Raw genomic sequence first — 15,465 nt, 5'->3', positions numbered from 1 at the left:
TAAAATTGCACTTTTACAAATTTGGTTCGATTATCGAACGACCACACACACTGTACGTTTCCGTCCTCAAGGGTGCCGAACACGATGAAAAAAAGTGTCAATAACATCCCGGTGTTCAAGCTGTATGGTGAAAACAAGGCGTGGTCCACCCCGGACTTGCTGCACTGTGAATCCATACCCAAACGCAGCAGCCTGCACCATTGGGAGATCAAGCCGCACCGTCATGCCGACCTGTTCCAGTTGCTCTATGTGCAACGCGGCCAGGCAGTGGTCGAGATCGAGGGCAAGCGTAGTGACGTGTTGGAAGCGGCCATCCAGGTCATTCCGCCGCTGACCGTGCATGGTTTTCAGTTCTCGGAAAAAATCGAGGGTTATGTGCTCACCCTCGGCGCGCCACTGGTGGCCAAACTGGAGTCGCAATTGGGCGCGCCGTTGACCGTCCTGGCGTCTTGCGGGTGCTACCCGGTTGGGCGCGATCGTCGCTATATCAACACTCTGTTTGCCGCCCTGCTGGAGGAATACGAAAGCAGCGCACCGGCGCGCGACGTGCTGATGCACTCATTGGTCAGTGTGCTGATGGTCTGGACCAGCCGCCACAGTCAACTCAGCACGCCGCCAAGCAATCGTGGCGAACGCGACCAGCACTTGCTCAGCCGCTTCATCAAGTTGGTAGAGCAGCACTACCGCGAGCATCTGTCGGTGGAGGTGTTCGCCCAGCGCATCGGTCTCTCCAGCGTGCACCTGAACACCCTGTGCCGCGAACTGGCCGGGCAAACCGCGCTGCAGATCATTCACCAGCGCCTGCTGCTGGAAGCCAAGCGTAATCTGACTTACACCAACATGAGCATCAACCAGTTGTCCGACAGCCTGGGCTTCAGTGACCCGACCTATTTTTCACGCTTCTTTCGCCGTCTCGCTGGCCAGACACCGAATGCCTTCCGCCACGGCGTCGAGCAAAGCGGCGCGTGAACCGTCACGAACTTTGCGCACTCAGTCGAATTTTCTTAACAAGAAGCGTCACAGGTCGCTGCAACCATTAGCAGGGATAATCCATCTTATTGATTTAAAAGGAATAATAATAAAATCCAAGCTGGCACAATAGTTGAGTAGGACAACCTTGCGCAGGCAACAACTGCGGTCCACCACTCATAACAATAAGGTTGTCCTCCCATGCATCACAGACTCCCCCGCTGCACGCCCCTTTCGCTCAGCGCAGCCCTGTTGTTGGCCGGCAGCGCCTCACTGGCCCAGGCTACCGAAGGCGGTGTGTCGTCCTGGCCATTGGGCATTGAAATCTACGGCATGGGTATCCTGCCGCCGCCTGGCACCTACGGTCAGGTTTTCGTCGGCGACTACCTGGCCGATACCCTTCGTGACAACGCGGGCGACAAGGTGGCCGACATCGACCTGCGCGTCACCACCATTGTGCCTCGGTTCATCTGGGTCACCGAACAGCAGGTCTTGGGTGGCAGCCTGGGTTTCCACGCTTTGCTACCGCTCAATGACATGCGGCTGAACATCAAGAACGGCCCGCACGACCACAAGCGCGGCATCGGCGACGCTCACCTCGGCCCGGTGGTCGGGTTCCACCACAGTGACAAGTTCCACACCGCAGTGGGTATCGACTTCGTTCTGCCCACCGCCAGCGAATATGACAAGAACGACCTGATTAACCTCGGCACCAACTATTACACCGCACAAGCGGTGTATGCCATGACCTACATGGACCCCAAGGGTTTCAACGCCGATGTACGCCTGATGTACGATTACAACTTCGAAAATCAGGACACCCACTATCAGTCCGGCCGCGAACTGCACGCCGACTATACCCTTGGCTGGGGTTTGGGCAATGGCTGGGTCCTCGGCGTCGGTGGCCACGCTTACAAGCAGGTGAGCGATGACCAGTGCAGCGCTTCCAACTGCGCCGCCGCAGCCCAGGTCGATGCCGCCGATGGCAACCGTGGCAGCTCCTTCTCCATCGGCCCGGCGGTGCAATACGCCAGCCGGGACGGCTGGTTCCTCAGCGCCAAATGGCAAGATGAATCCGGTGTTCGCAACCGTACCGATGGCCAGGCCTATTGGCTGAAGTTCACTGTCCCGCTCTGAGCCCTGTCGCCAACAAAAATGCCCCGTGAGCATCGAGCCTCGGGGCATTGGGTTCAACCCGGCGCTAGCTTCCCTTGAGGCGATAGCTGACCTGGGCGCGACTCATGCCAAGCATCTGCGCCGCCGCCGTGATGTTGCCACCGGAGCGTTCCATGGCCAGGCGCACCAGGTGCAATTCGATTTCTGCCAGGGGTGTATTGAGCACCCGTTGGCTCCCGGAAACGAAGGCCTGCAGGCCTTCCAATACCGGCTCGCGAAGTGCGTCTGTGGTACCGCCCTCTTCGATGGGTGACCCTGCCTTGCCGGCCCCCTCATCACGGCGCTCGCCAGCCGACAAGCGCCCCTCTGGCGTCAGGCCGATGGCCATTGCCATCAACGGCGCGCCAATCTCGGCCAGATGCACGATATCAATGACCTCGCCATCACCGGCGGATATCACGCCACGCTCGATCAGGTTCTGCAGTTCACGAATATTGCCGGGAAACCGATAAGTCAGCAGTGCGTTGACCAGTCTGGTGCTGAAGCCCGCCAGCCGACGTCCGTGACGCTGGCTGAAATGACGCAGGAAGTAGCTCATCAGCAGCGGGATATCTTCGCGGCGCTCGCGCAACGGTGGCAGATGAATAGGGAACACATTCAGTCGGTAAAACAAGTCTTCACGAAAACGTCCCGCCTCAACCTCGCGACGCAGATCCAGGTTAGTCGCGGCGATGACCCGTACATCCACCCGGATCGGCGCCGTGCCACCGACGCGCTCGATTTCACCTTCCTGCAAGGCACGCAAAATCTTGCTCTGCGCACTGAAGCTCAACGTCGCTATTTCGTCGAGGAACAGCGTCCCGCCATGGGCCCGTTCGAAACGACCGGGACGCGAACGCTCAGCACCGGTAAAGGCACCACGCTCGACCCCGAACAGTTCGGCCTCCACCAGGTTTTCCGGCAAGGTCGCGCAGTTGAGCGCCACCAGCGGCTTGTGCTGCCTCGAACTGGATTGGTACAGCGAGCGGGCGAACAACTCTTTGCCGACCCCTGATTCCCCGGTCAACAACACCGTCGCCTGAGTCGGTGCGACCCTTTGCAGCAATTGAGTGGCAACCACGAACGCCGCCGAAATGCCCACCAGCGGTTTGCCATCGGCCGGCTCCTCCAGCTCGGCAATGGTGGTCTCGGTCCCCGAGGCGTAGGTGCTGCGACTGAGGAAGTCGCTCGGGTCCAGATAGGCCAGGTCGGCATCGATGTCGTCCCACTGATCGGCCGGTTTGCCAACGATACGGCAGGCCGGGTGACCCATCGAGCGGCACTCCTGCTCGCGAAAGACGACCAGCCGGCCGAGCAACGACGAGGCGTACCCGCTGGCATAACCGATCTCCATCCAGCAGGCCGGTTCGCCGCCCAGGCCATAGGCTGCAATGTGCTCGTCGTCTTCGAGTGAGTTGTGCCAAAGGAACTCGGAATAGAAGTGTCCAATGCCAGAGTCGATTTCGAAACGCACCACCTCGACATTGACCATGCCTTCGAGCATGTGCAGCCGTGGTCCGGCGCTGTACAGGCTGGTGTCATCACCCTCCGGCCATTGCTCGCTGACCTGGGCAGCGTCACGCGCGCCGGCTTGCCAGCCGATCCGCGTAAGCAGGCCACGTGCCTTGTCGAACCCCAGCGCCTCGATCAGCTCGCGGCGGATGGCCCCGAACGCAGAACCTTGCAGCAGCATCATGCGCTGGCCACACAACCACACGCTGCCATCTTGAGGAGCGAAGGCCACCGTTTCCGCCAACTGCTCAGCAGTGGGAAAGCCGCTGCTGCCAAACTGGCTGGCGCGGTCGACGATCAGGCGCTTCTGCCGGCCAAGCATCTGCTTGAGAAAATCCTCACCGGCAGAGCGACCAGTCTTGGTGTGCGTAGTACGAGTCATGGGCAGTCAACAAGAGGCAGGTAGGTAACCTGTGAGTATGCCCGGCCCTCCAGCGGGGTCAATCCGCTTGCGATCGACTCCACTGCTCCTTGTCGTCCGCCTGCTCGATAACCGCACAGTTTCTGATGACGCTCACCTGGCGTCGAGCTTTCAACAGCGTGCGATTTTCTCTGCATAAATTTGCGCACAACTGCCTTCCAGTCCGCGCCACAGGCAGGATTCAGCGTGACCACAGTACAACTTAACTTATTGTTTATTAAGGAAATATACCTATTAAACAGACATGGCACGATAAATGTTAACAGGCACCTCTGCACATAAATAAAAAAAGAGGTGACCTCGTCATGACCACTACCCCTTTCGTTCGCCCTGCCTACCAGAACCTTGAATTGCAGCCACTCGCCGGACAATGGCGCGCCGGCAGCGCCGGTCGAACGTTGGACGTGTTCGACCCTTTCACTCAGACACGCTTGCTGCAGATCACCCAGGCCAATCGCGAAGACCTCGATGCCGCCTACCGCAAGGCGCGCGTCACCCAGCTCGATTGGGCCACCAAAGGGCCGGCCGAACGGGGCCAGGTGCTGCTCAACGCGGTGAAAATCTTCGACGAGCGTCGTGAAGAAATCATCGATTGGATCATCCGCGAGTCCGGCAGTACGCGCATCAAGGCGCAGATCGAATGGGGCGCCGCGCGCGCTATCACCCTGGAGTCAGCCAGCCTGCCCAGCCGCGTGCATGGGCGCATTCTTGCCTCCAACATCCCTGGCAAGGAAAGCCGCGTCTACCGCACCCCCCTGGGCGTGATCGGTGTGATCAGCCCGTGGAATTTCCCCTTGCACCTGACCGCACGCTCCCTCGCACCGGCCCTGGCGCTGGGCAACGCCGTAGTGGTCAAGCCGGCCAGTGACACCCCCGTCACCGGCGGCCTGTTGCTGGCGCGCATCTTCGAGGAAGCCGGCTTGCCATCTGGCGTGCTCAGTGTCGTCGTCGGTTCCGGCGCGGAAATCGGCGATGCCTTCGTCGAGCACCCGGTCCCGGCGTTCATCTCCTTCACCGGATCGACCCAGGTCGGCCGCAACATCGGCCGCATCGCCAGCGGCGGTGAGCATCTGAAGCACGTTGCCCTGGAACTGGGTGGAAACAGTCCGTTCGTGGTCCTGGCCGATGCCGACGTCGAACAGGCCGTCAGTGCCGCCGTGGTGGGCAAATTCCTCCACCAGGGGCAAATCTGCATGGCGATCAACCGCATCATCGTCGAACAGCCGCTGCTGGAAACCTTCACCCGGCGATTCGTCGAGCGAGTCAAGGCGCTGCCCTACGGCGACCCGAACAAAGCTGAAACGGTGATAGGCCCGGTGATCAACAGCAAGCAACTGGCGGGCCTGCAAGAGAAGATCGCCACGGCCCAAGCCGAAGGCGCCACGCTGCTGGTTGGCGGTGAAGCCCACGGCAACGTCCTGCCACCGCACGTGTTCGGCAACGTCACCGCCGACATGGACATCGCCCATGAAGAAATCTTTGGCCCTCTGGTCGGCATTCAGTCTGCCCGTGACGCCGAGCATGCCCTGGAACTGGCCAACAGCAGCGAATACGGACTCTCCAGCGCCGTATTCACCTCCAGCCTGGAGCGCGGCGTGCAGTTCGCCCGACGCATCCACGCCGGTATGACCCACGTCAACGACATCCCGGTCAATGACGAACCCAACGCGCCGTTCGGCGGTGAGAAGAACTCCGGGCTCGGTCGCTTCAACGGCGATTGGGCGATCGACGAGTTCACCACTGACCACTGGATCACCTTGCAACATGCGCCAAGGGCGTATCCGTTCTGAGCTGCATGACGCCTCCCATGAACCCACCTGCCAATAAGAAAATGGAGTACGAAATGTCTTCACTCCTCAACAGCTCAGCTGTGAAACGGACCCTGTCTGCCTGCCTTGCCCTGCCCTTGATCGTGCTGGCTGGGAACGCCGCCGCCGATGGCGACGGCGTCTGGAAAGGCGGGGAAAACGTCTATGCCAAGGTGTGCGGCCACTGCCACGAAAAACAGGTCGGCCCGCAAATCACCGGCCGCCAGCTGCCAGCGCAGTACATCACTGCAATTGTGCGCAATGGATTTCGTGCCATGCCGGCCTTCCCTGCCTCGTTCATCGACGATAACTCGCTGCAACAGGTCGCCGAGTACATTTCCAAAACGCCTGCCCCGGCGGCCAAGCCTTGAGGAGCCTGCCATGAACGTCGAACGTCGCACGGTACTGAAGGGCTTGGCATTGAGCAGCCTGGCCGGCATAGCCGTGACCAGCTCCTGCCTGAGCATGGCCGGTAGTGTTCTGGGCGCTCAAGCCCAGCCTGTCTTGCCGACCCTGGTCCTGGTCAACAATGAGGTGGCCGAGTCGGTCTTCCTCCAGGGCGTCAACGCCAGCCGGGGGGGCAAGCAGGTCAAGGTACAGCGTACCGACCTCAGCCTGGACTTCATCCTGGGTTTTGAAAAACGCCTGCGCAGCGGCCAGCCGCAACGCATCATCGGCCTGGTCGACGATGCCAGCGCCGCATTGATCGTCGACTTGGCACGCAGCGCTGGCGCGCGCGTGCAGTGGCTCGGCCAGCACCGCGCCACGCCCCACGCTTCACAGCACCGTCTGCTCAGCGCCGAAGCCGCCAGCGGCTGCGCCCCCCAACTGGGCCTGAGCCTGAACGCCTGTGGCAGCGGCTTCAGCCTGACCGAACAGCGTATGCACAGCCTGCAAGCGCCGTTGCAAGCGTCTGCCACCGCCCGCAACAGAGACAGCTCAGACCAATGGGCCGCCACGCTGGGCTACACCCTTGCAGCCCTTGGCACCACCAGCGACCGGCAGGCACCACTGATTGCCCGCCGACCCGTGCCGCTTACCGGCAATTTCGTTTCGTTTTCGATCGAGGCTTGAAGGAGCTAATCAAATGACTGAGCAAAACAACAAGACCCTGCTCCCGCGCGGCGTCGACAGCGCAAACTTCGAGCAAGCCATCGCCAAGTTCCGCAAACTGCTGGGCGATGACAACGTCCTGGTCAAAGACGATCAACTGATCCCCTACGCCAAGATCATGATGGCCGTGGACAATGCCGAGCACACGCCATCTGCCGCCGTCACCGCCACCACCGTCGAACAGGTGCAGGGCGTGGTGAAGATCTGCAACGAACACAAGATCCCGGTGTGGACCATCTCCACCGGTCGCAACTTCGGTTACGGCTCGGCAGCACCAGGCCAGCGCGGACAGATCATTCTCGACCTGAAGAAGATGAACAAAATCCTCCACGTCGACCCTGAACTGTGTACCGCCCTGGTCGAGCCGGGCGTGACCTATCAGCAGCTCTACGACTACATCCAGGAACACAACCTGCCTTTGATGCTGTCGTTCTCCGCGCCGTCGGCCATCGCCGGCCCCTTGGGCAACACCATGGATCGCGGCGTGGGTTACACACCCTACGGCGAACACTTCCTGATGCAGTGCGGCATGGAGGTTGTGCTGGCCAACGGCGATGTGTACCGCACCGGCATGGGCGGCGTAAAAGGCGACAACGCCTGGCAGGTATTCAAGTGGGGCTATGGCCCGACCCTGGACGGCATGTTCACCCAGGCCAACTACGGCATCTGCACGAAGATGGGCTTCTGGCTGATGCCAAAACCTCCGGTATTCAAACCGTTCGAGATCAAGTTCGAGAACGAATCGGACATCGCCGAGATCGTCGAATTCATCCGCCCGTTGCGCATCGCCCAGGTCATTCCCAATTCGGTAGTGATCGCTGGCGTACTCTGGGAAGCCTCCACCTGCAACACCCGCCGTTCCGACTACACCAGCGAGCCGGGCGCGACCCCCGACGCGATCCTCAAGCAAATCCAGAAAGACAAGAACCTCGGCGCCTGGAACGTCTACGCCGCGCTGTATGGCACCAAGGAGCAGGTCGACGTCAACTGGAACATCGTCACCGGCGCCCTCAAGCAACTGGGCAAAGGCCGGATCGTCACCCAGGAAGAAGCGGGTGATACCCAGCCGTTCAAGTACCGCGCCCAATTGATGTCCGGCGTGCCTAACCTGCAGGAATTCGGCCTGTACAACTGGCGTGGCGGCGGCGGCTCGATGTGGTTCGCACCGGTGAGCCAGGCCCGGGGCAGCGAGTGCGACAAACAACAGGCCCTGGCCAAGAAGACCCTCAACAAACACGGCCTGGACTACGTCGGCGAGTTCATCGTCGGCTGGCGCGACATGCACCACGTCATCGACGTTTTATATGACCGCACCAACCCTGAAGAGACACAGCGCGCGAACGCCTGCTTCGCCGAGTTGCTGGATGTGTTCGAGAAGGAAGGCTACGCCGTCTACCGCGTCAATACCGCCTTCCAGGATCGAGTCGCGCAGAGCTACGGCCCGGTCAAACGCAAGCTTGAACATGCCATCAAGCGTGCACTGGACCCGAACAACATCCTGGCGCCGGGCAAGTCGGGCATCGACCTCGCCAACCCATTCTGATTGCGCTTGCGGCTCCGCCAGGACTGTCCTGGCGGGGCTTTTTATCGACAGGGAACACAATGACCTACACACAATTTCTGGTGGCCGCCGCGCTGGTGCTGGCCGCCCCTCTGACACTGGCCCAAGGCGACGTCGCTCAGGGCCAAGCCCTGTTCAAGACTCAGTGCGGCTTCTGCCACAGCCCCGAAGCGGGCAAGAACCTGATGGGGCCGAGCCTGCACGGCGTATTCGATCGCACCAGCGCCCAGGCCCCAGCCTTTACCTATTCCGCCGCCCTGCAAGGCGCCAGCCTGAAGTGGGACGACGCCAATCTGGACAAGTGGCTGACCAGTCCTGCCAGCCTGGTGCCGGGCAATGTGATGATGTTTGCGGGGCAGGCCGACAGGCAGAGTCGTCAGGATCTTATTGCTTATTTGAAGAGTTTGAGGTGAGTAAATCAAGCGTCGGGTCATACATCTGGGCATTGCGCCCATCCCCGTGTTGGCGTTGTTGGGGAGCCTTCACAAGTGACCTGAGTTTGATTTTGATCAAACTCTCCATTGCTTTGCCAGCTAGACTGAAAATCAACACGACGTAATAAGTCGAGGTTGTACTTCATGTACTGGTTCCATCGTCACCGCCGCAGCCTATTGCACCTTACCCTCGCGGTATGGGTGCTGGCTGTGGCCGTGATGGCAATCCAGGGGTGTCTGGTACAGCCGATTCACAATTTGGCCGCCCCACACACTATCGAGCAGTATGTGGTGGATGGTCATGCGCTCCACGCCAATGGTTGCCTTCAAAACTGTGAAGACACTGCCACGGCGATAAAACCTTCATTGCAGACGCCAGCAGCGGATCCTGTCCACTTGGCCGCCCTGTTACTGCTAACAGCGGCAGTCCTGATATTGGTGCTTGATCCTGAGCAAAAATCCTCTCTGGCCACCCTTGTACTAAAACGTCCCGCGCCACCAAAAAGCCCGGTACGGCTGACATTCGTCCGTTTCAACGATTAGCCCCCCCCTGTCTCAGAGTGGCAGAGCACAGGTTGCTCTGCCCTGCTGCAGCGCTTTTTCGCGACCAGGCCATTCTGCTTATCCCTCACAATCTCAGGAGTTCATCATGCAAGTGCATTCTAAATGGGTTCTGGCTGCCGTCCTGGCTAGCAGTGCATTCATGGTCTCTGCCGAGGATGCCCATCACCCGGCCGACTCAACCGTGAGCACTGCTCCGGCATCGACGGCCGTGAACAATGCCATGACCGAGCAAATGCAAAAAATGCAGGCTGCACATGACAAAGCGGCAGCGGCTGAAACGCCAGCTGAGCGCCAGGCCGCCTTGCAAGAAGGCATGAAAGCGATGAAGGACAGCATGTCCATGATGAGCAAGGAACACAGTGCAATGGGTTGCATGGGCATGTCTGGTGCGAAGGACGGCGCAGGCAAAGGGATGATGGACATGATGATGCAGATGATGGACCAACAGTCGTCCATGATGGAAATGCCAATGAAAAAGTAAATGTGCGGTAGAGCCGCGGAATGTTCTGGGCCATGGGCGCTTTACAGTTCCTTGCAGCCAATTGAGCTAACAACTCAGGTACAGAGCGCCTTACCCTGCTTGTAACTAGCAGCCTGCCCACTTGTGCAACTGTTTATGCCCCACGACCAAGGTGATCATCAGCAAAGGCACGAACGGTAAACACACCAGGCAAGTGAGGAGTACCAACCATGAGCCATACTGAATCGGCCTACGGTCTCTGGTCGCTGGTCATTATCAACTCATTAGTGTTTATCTTGTTCGCCTTCAGCTTCACCCGGCCCAAGACGCGCCGCGATTGGCGCTCCTTTGGCATGTTCTCGGCGTTCCTGGTGGCACTGTTTACCGAAATGTACGGTTTCCCGCTGACTATCTACCTGTTGATGTCCTGGCTCGCTCGTAACTTCCCTGGCATCGACTTCCTCTCGCACGACGCTGGGCATCTGCTCGAAACACTGATGGGCTGGAAGGTCAATCCGCATTGGGGGCCATTCCACATTTTCAGCAACCTGCTGATCGCTGGCGGCTTCTGGTTATTGGCAGCCGCTTGGCGTGTGCTCTACGAGGCCCAAGGTACTGGGCAGCTAGCGGTCGACGGGCCCTATGCGCGGATCCGTCACCCGCAGTACGTCGGTTTCGTGCTGATCATGTTTGGCTTTTTGTTGCAATGGCCCACGTTGATCACCTTGGTAATGTTCCCAATTCTCCTACTGGTCTACATCAAGCTGGCGAAGCGGGAAGAACAGGAGATGCTTGCACGATTCGGCGATGCCTACCGCACTTACCGTGAACGGACACAGGCATTCCTGCCTTGGTCAGCCCGCCGCAGTCCCTCCCCTACTGGCGCCCCTCCGAACTCAGGAAAACAGCCATGAACGCCCCCTGGAAAACCGGCATTTCCTTGGCCCTGACCATGGCCATTTCCTACAGCATCTGTGCGCTGCTCTATGCGCTATGGCCGGTGCAGGGAATCGCCTTTCTCAACGCCTTGTTCCATGGACTCGACTTCGGTCGCCTGCAAGCTCCGCAAGACTACGGTGTGGCGACTTTCGTCGGGCCGCTGCTGGTCTTGAGTGTATGGGGAGCGATGGTCGGCACCTTGTTTGCGTGGTTGTCCGCCAAGCTCCATGGCAGGCCTTGATAGGCGCTTCGAATCAGGAGGCCGTGATGAACCAATCACACATGCAGCACCAACAGGCGCTGGCATCAGGAAAAATGGCAAAAGATCCGATCTGCGGGATGATGGTGGACAAGACCACCGCGTTGTCACGAGAACGTGGCGGGCGCAGCTATTACTTTTGCAGCGATACCTGCCTGCGCACCTTCGAGTCGCCGGAAAATGAACTGAAGGCGATGAAAACCCGCGTGACTATCGCCCTGACCGGGGTACTGGCCTTGGCACTGCTGCGTGCAGGCGCCTTCATTGCACTCGCCGCTGGTGCCACACTGCTGACTTGGGCGCCGATCCCGGCACTCCCCTGGTTCACATGGGGTATATGGCTATTCCTGCTGGTAACACCGGTGCAGTTCATCGGTGGCTGGGGTTTCTATAAGGGGGCGTGGAACGCCATTCGCACCCTAAACATCAACATGGATTTTCTGATCGCCCTCGGCACGTCCGTCGCCTATTTCTATAGCGTCGCGGTGTTGTTCTTCCCGGACGTCCTGCCGGTCAAGGTGTCCGAACGTGACGTCTATTTCGAGGTGTCGGCGGTCATCATCGCCTTCGTGCTGCTGGGCAGGTACATGGAGGAGATCATCAAGACAAAATCCTCAGCCGCAGTACGACGCCTACTTGATCTCAAGCCTGCGATTGCGCACGTGATTCGTGATGGACAGGAGGTCGACTTGCCCGCTGAAAACGTCATGGTCGGCGAGTTTTTGGTGGTCAAGCCTGGCGAGAAGATCCCCACCGATGGCGATGTCAGTGAGGGTCAGTCAACGGTCGATGAGTCCATGCTGACCGGCGAGTCGATGCCGGTCGACAAACACCCGGGCAGCCCGGTAATCGGAGGTACGCTCAATGGCAGTGGCGTGCTCACTTTCAAGGCGAGCAGGATCGGTGCCGACACCGCACTGGCGCAGATTATCAAGATGGTCGAGGAGGCGCAGACCAGTACGGCACAGATCCAGCGGTTGGCTGACCAGGTTACCGGCTACTTTGTGCCGGCAGTGGTGGCGGTCGCGTTGTTGGCCCTTGTCGGCTGGTCTCTTGTGGGGAATTTCCCACAGGGGTTATTGGCCTTTATCGCGGTCCTGATCATTTCCTGCCCCTGCGCATTGGGCGTGGCGACGCCCGCCGCGTTAATGGTCGGTGTTGGCAAGGGCGCCGATAACGGCATCCTTATCCGTGGCGGTGAAGTATTAGAGCGGGCTGAAAAACTGAGTACGGTAGTGTTCGACAAAACCGGCACCATTACCCGAGGAGAACCCAACGTAACCGATGTGATCTCGCTTGGGACCGCGATGGAAAACGAGGTCTTGATGCTCGCCGCTGCCGTGGAGTCCGGTTCAGAACATCCGCTCGGCGCAGCGATAGTGCGCGCCGCACGGCATCGCGGCATCAGCCTGCCGAAGGCGACCGGCATCAGTGGGATCGCCGGTCACGGCATCGAAGGCAGTATCGACAGTCGCAAAATCTGGCTGGGCAACCGACGTTTGTTCGCCCGCCAAGGCATTTCGACCGAGGCTGCCGAGGAGCACCTCATCGGCCTGGAAGCCGATGGCAAGACCGCGATGCTGGTCGGGGTCGACGACCGCTTGCTCGGGGTAATTGCTGTGGCCGATACCATAAAACCTGAAGCGGCTGAAGCCGTTGCGGCATTGCAGGCCAGCGCCATCAAGGTCGTGCTACTGAGCGGCGACAACCACCGGACTGCCGAAGCGGTCGCGCGGCAGGTCGGCATCGAGCGAGTGATTGCCGAGGTCTTGCCCGACGACAAGGCCGCAATGATCCGTCAATTGCAAAGCGAAGGGCAGGTCGTGGCCATGGTTGGCGACGGTGTCAACGATGCACCTGCCCTGGCCACCGCTGACATCGGCATCGCCATCGGCTCGGGTTCCGATGTCGCCAAGGAAACTGGCGGCATCATCCTGCTCAAGAACGATGTACGCGACGTGGTCACCGCGATCAAGCTGTCGCGCGCAACCATGGTCAAGATTAAACAGAACCTGTTCTGGGCATTCATCTACAACAGTATCGGCATTCCAATTGCGGCCTTTGGCCTGCTTAATCCCATCATCGCTGCCGCCGCTATGGCGCTCAGTTCCTTGTCGGTAATCGCCAACTCCGCGCTGCTGAAACGTGCCCGTATTGGCTTGAGTCAGGAGGTTACATAATGAATCGCGAAGTTCTGATTATCTGCCTCCTGGTGAGTGTTGTGGGCATCGCCACCGTGCTTTACCTGCTGGGGTTGACCGGAAAATCGTTTGTCATAGCAGCGATTTTCCTGCTGTGCCCGGTCGTGGTCGGGGTGCAACTTTTCCGAGGTGTCCGCCAATTCGACAAGGACATGGCCGGGGTCAATCGGCAACTGAAAAGGAAGAATCTGCCTTGATACTTTATGCGACTCACCACCCTGAATTTCCGACGCATTGGACACGTAAACCGATGCTCTGGCTCGCTATGCTCACACCTACGATAGCGCTTCAGCAAAATTGGAAGTGGCCTTGCGTCATGACCCTCTCTCCCGTTCCCTGCAAGGAGTGCCATCATGAATCAACATAACTTGCCCCAGCACCGCGCAAGGGGCACCCACTGGTACTTTTTAGGCTTCCTGGCCATCGCCGGCTATTTCCTGTTTGCCGAGCACAGGGCTCACGTCCTTCCCTATCTGCCATTCCTACTGTTACTGGCCTGTCCACTGATGCATTTTTTCATGCATCGTGGGCATGGCGGACATAAACACGGTGAGAGTAATGAACATGCCAATTGCTGTGGACATCAGCACACCAGCGCTCGCAATGGCCAAGAGGCGCACGATGGTCTACCCGATAATCAGACGAAATATCCCGATCGCCCTGCATGACGATTCAACGTCTGTGCGTAATGCCATGAAGCCAGGTGCGCAGAGCCAGGGCGTCGGCTTGAACGCCTGGTTAGATGCACAATACGAGGCGTGTCCACAGTTCGAAGATCGATTGATGACCTGAGCCCGAACGTTTTAGATAACCGCGAGCACCCCACGAAACGCTTCGGCCTCCATCTCCACGAGACTGGAAGATGTACTGCCCTCATGCTCCAGCAGGAATCGTTTGACGAGTTGAAATCCAAGGGAATAGCCCAACCATCTTGGGAGGTCAGATGCACCGAAGAACCACGCGTCGTGGCCATAATCCTTGCGACTCCAGTCGCTTGCCGCCATTGCGACATGGCGTCGAATGTCAGACACATCGAGGCGCTCCCATGGTTCAGGTAAACCACCACAGACTTCCTGTGCAAAGGCGCCCGCCAGTCCCTCCGAAACAAGCGCTTCACCTAAAGACGATCCATAACCTGGCCCATCCCATCGGGCGGCATGGTGAAGCTCATGTGCAAACATTCGTTCGAACGACGCTTCCTGGTTGGCTCTGAAAATGTCACTTGCAGGATCTACGGTCAAAAAGATAAGGCCTGGTTCCGGCGCATATCCCAGATGCCCCTTTTCTGGAATGACATGAGTGCCAGCTTTCACGATCACATCAAGTGGGCGCAACGGCATCAACGCACTTGCCTTTGCGTAGGTTGCTAACAGGCGGGTGTGAAGCCAATCACGGTGATCGATAAGCGCGCCGCGCGCGTCGATGAAATGGAAATTTATGGATGTCATTATCATGCCTCCTTGCATAAAGCCTTGGGTAACGCGATAAGTCGTCAACTAGATTGCGCTGATCAGCCCTGTTCCGACCGACCGAGTTGAGTTCGTTTATTGATCAGTACGAAAATGCGTGACCGTTCCAAACATTAACACTTAGCACCCTTCGCTTCTGCCTACGTTTTGCGCCGGAGAAACTTCATGACTATCGACTGGCTCAACTTCACCCCCTGGTCATCCCTCGCGGGCGGCGCTTTGATCGGCTTGGCGGCCAGTCTGTTCGTGGTCGCCAACGGGCGTATTGCAGGCATCAGCGGTCTGATCGGCAGTCTTTTACAGCGTAGATGCGAGGGGGTGAGTGAGAAAGCACTGTTTCTCCTGGGCCTGCTCATCGCGCCGCTGCTATGGGGCTTGTTCGCCACGCTGCCGCGAATTGAGTTTCACAGCGGCTGGTTCGGACTGATTGTTGCCGGTGCATTGGTGGGCATCGGCACACGGTACGGTTCCGGTTGCACCAGTGGCCATGGAGTGTGCGGCATATCGCGCCTGTCGCGGCGATCGATGGTTGCCACTGCGTGCTTCATGTTCAGTGGTTTCGCCACGGTGTATGTCTTGCGTCATCTGCTGGGGGGCTGA

At 59.0% G+C, this 15,465-nt stretch carries 17 protein-coding genes and 1 pseudogene; 16 read left to right on the top strand and 2 right to left on the bottom strand.

The window, feature by feature from the left end:
- Positions 1-84 precede the first annotated feature (84 nt).
- Positions 85-969, top strand: coding sequence for a helix-turn-helix domain-containing protein (locus PSUM_RS00260; RefSeq protein WP_020800230.1), 885 nt, complete (start codon positions 85-87; stop codon positions 967-969).
- A 201-nt stretch (positions 970-1,170) separates the two neighbouring features.
- Complete coding sequence (locus tag PSUM_RS00255; RefSeq protein WP_033044443.1) at positions 1,171-2,106, top strand: SphA family protein; 936 nt, start codon at positions 1,171-1,173, stop codon at positions 2,104-2,106.
- Between the two features lie 64 nt (positions 2,107-2,170).
- Here the strand turns inward: PSUM_RS00255 and PSUM_RS00250 are convergent, their stop codons facing one another.
- Positions 2,171-3,958, bottom strand: coding sequence for a sigma 54-interacting transcriptional regulator (locus tag PSUM_RS00250; protein ID WP_428839161.1), 1,788 nt, complete (start codon positions 3,956-3,958; stop codon positions 2,171-2,173).
- 404 nt (positions 3,959-4,362) lie between these two features.
- Between PSUM_RS00250 and pchA the strand changes: the two genes are divergently transcribed.
- The 13 genes and pseudogenes from pchA to PSUM_RS00190 all read left to right on the top strand — a co-directional run bounded on the left by pchA (position 4,363) and on the right by PSUM_RS00190 (position 14,064).
- On the top strand, positions 4,363-5,847 hold the full coding sequence (pchA, locus tag PSUM_RS00245) for a 4-hydroxybenzaldehyde dehydrogenase (RefSeq protein ID WP_083348766.1): 1,485 nt from the start codon (positions 4,363-4,365) through the stop codon (positions 5,845-5,847).
- A 53-nt stretch (positions 5,848-5,900) separates the two neighbouring features.
- Positions 5,901-6,236, top strand: a complete 336-nt coding sequence (locus PSUM_RS00240) for a c-type cytochrome (RefSeq protein ID WP_020800235.1) — start codon at positions 5,901-5,903, stop codon at positions 6,234-6,236.
- 10 nt (positions 6,237-6,246) lie between these two features.
- Positions 6,247-6,939: a hypothetical protein gene (locus PSUM_RS00235; RefSeq protein ID WP_020800236.1), complete on the top strand. Its 693-nt coding sequence runs from the start codon at positions 6,247-6,249 to the stop codon at positions 6,937-6,939.
- A 13-nt stretch (positions 6,940-6,952) separates the two neighbouring features.
- Positions 6,953-8,521, top strand: a complete 1,569-nt coding sequence (locus tag PSUM_RS00230; protein WP_083348765.1) for an FAD-binding oxidoreductase — start codon at positions 6,953-6,955, stop codon at positions 8,519-8,521.
- A gap of 59 nt (positions 8,522-8,580) precedes the next feature.
- On the top strand, positions 8,581-8,952 hold the full coding sequence (locus PSUM_RS00225) for a c-type cytochrome (protein ID WP_020800238.1): 372 nt from the start codon (positions 8,581-8,583) through the stop codon (positions 8,950-8,952).
- 165 nt (positions 8,953-9,117) lie between these two features.
- The gene (locus PSUM_RS00220) at positions 9,118-9,516 is read left to right on the top strand and encodes a hypothetical protein (protein WP_083348764.1); all 399 of its coding nucleotides are present in this window, start codon (positions 9,118-9,120) and stop codon (positions 9,514-9,516) included.
- A 106-nt stretch (positions 9,517-9,622) separates the two neighbouring features.
- Positions 9,623-10,018 (top strand): hypothetical protein, encoded by a 396-nt coding sequence (locus PSUM_RS00215; RefSeq protein WP_020800240.1) that lies wholly within the window; start codon positions 9,623-9,625, stop codon positions 10,016-10,018.
- A gap of 111 nt (positions 10,019-10,129) precedes the next feature.
- Positions 10,130-10,198: pseudogene (locus PSUM_RS32530) on the top strand (DUF2933 domain-containing protein); the annotation flags it as partial.
- Positions 10,199-10,227: 29 nt separating this feature from the next.
- Positions 10,228-10,911: a methyltransferase family protein gene (locus PSUM_RS00210; RefSeq protein WP_083348763.1), complete on the top strand. Its 684-nt coding sequence runs from the start codon at positions 10,228-10,230 to the stop codon at positions 10,909-10,911.
- Positions 10,908-11,177, top strand: a complete 270-nt coding sequence (locus PSUM_RS00205) for a DUF5676 family membrane protein (protein WP_020800242.1) — start codon at positions 10,908-10,910, stop codon at positions 11,175-11,177. The genes PSUM_RS00210 and PSUM_RS00205 overlap by 4 nt, the downstream gene beginning before the upstream one ends.
- Before the next feature lie 26 nt (positions 11,178-11,203).
- Positions 11,204-13,375, top strand: a complete 2,172-nt coding sequence (locus tag PSUM_RS00200; RefSeq protein WP_083348762.1) for a heavy metal translocating P-type ATPase — start codon at positions 11,204-11,206, stop codon at positions 13,373-13,375.
- On the top strand, positions 13,375-13,593 hold the full coding sequence (locus PSUM_RS00195; RefSeq protein WP_033039556.1) for a hypothetical protein: 219 nt from the start codon (positions 13,375-13,377) through the stop codon (positions 13,591-13,593). The genes PSUM_RS00200 and PSUM_RS00195 overlap by 1 nt, the downstream gene beginning before the upstream one ends.
- A 156-nt stretch (positions 13,594-13,749) precedes the next feature.
- Positions 13,750-14,064, top strand: coding sequence for a DUF2933 domain-containing protein (locus PSUM_RS00190; RefSeq protein ID WP_080725277.1), 315 nt, complete (start codon positions 13,750-13,752; stop codon positions 14,062-14,064).
- 135 nt (positions 14,065-14,199) lie between these two features.
- On the opposite strand, the gene PSUM_RS00185 is transcribed toward PSUM_RS00190, so the two are convergent.
- On the bottom strand, positions 14,200-14,844 hold the full coding sequence (locus PSUM_RS00185; RefSeq protein ID WP_083348761.1) for a DUF2268 domain-containing putative Zn-dependent protease: 645 nt from the start codon (positions 14,842-14,844) through the stop codon (positions 14,200-14,202).
- 186 nt (positions 14,845-15,030) lie between these two features.
- On the opposite strand from PSUM_RS00185, the gene PSUM_RS00180 reads away from it, so the two are divergent.
- Positions 15,031-15,465 carry a YeeE/YedE family protein gene (locus PSUM_RS00180; protein ID WP_020798993.1) on the top strand — a complete coding sequence of 145 codons (435 nt, stop codon included), beginning with the start codon at positions 15,031-15,033 and terminating at the stop codon, positions 15,463-15,465.

Source organism: Pseudomonas umsongensis (genome assembly GCF_002236105.1).
GTDB lineage: Bacteria > Pseudomonadota > Gammaproteobacteria > Pseudomonadales > Pseudomonadaceae > Aquipseudomonas > Aquipseudomonas umsongensis.
Note: the sequence above shows the minus strand (reverse complement) of the source record. Positions and strands in the feature narration are given on the sequence as shown.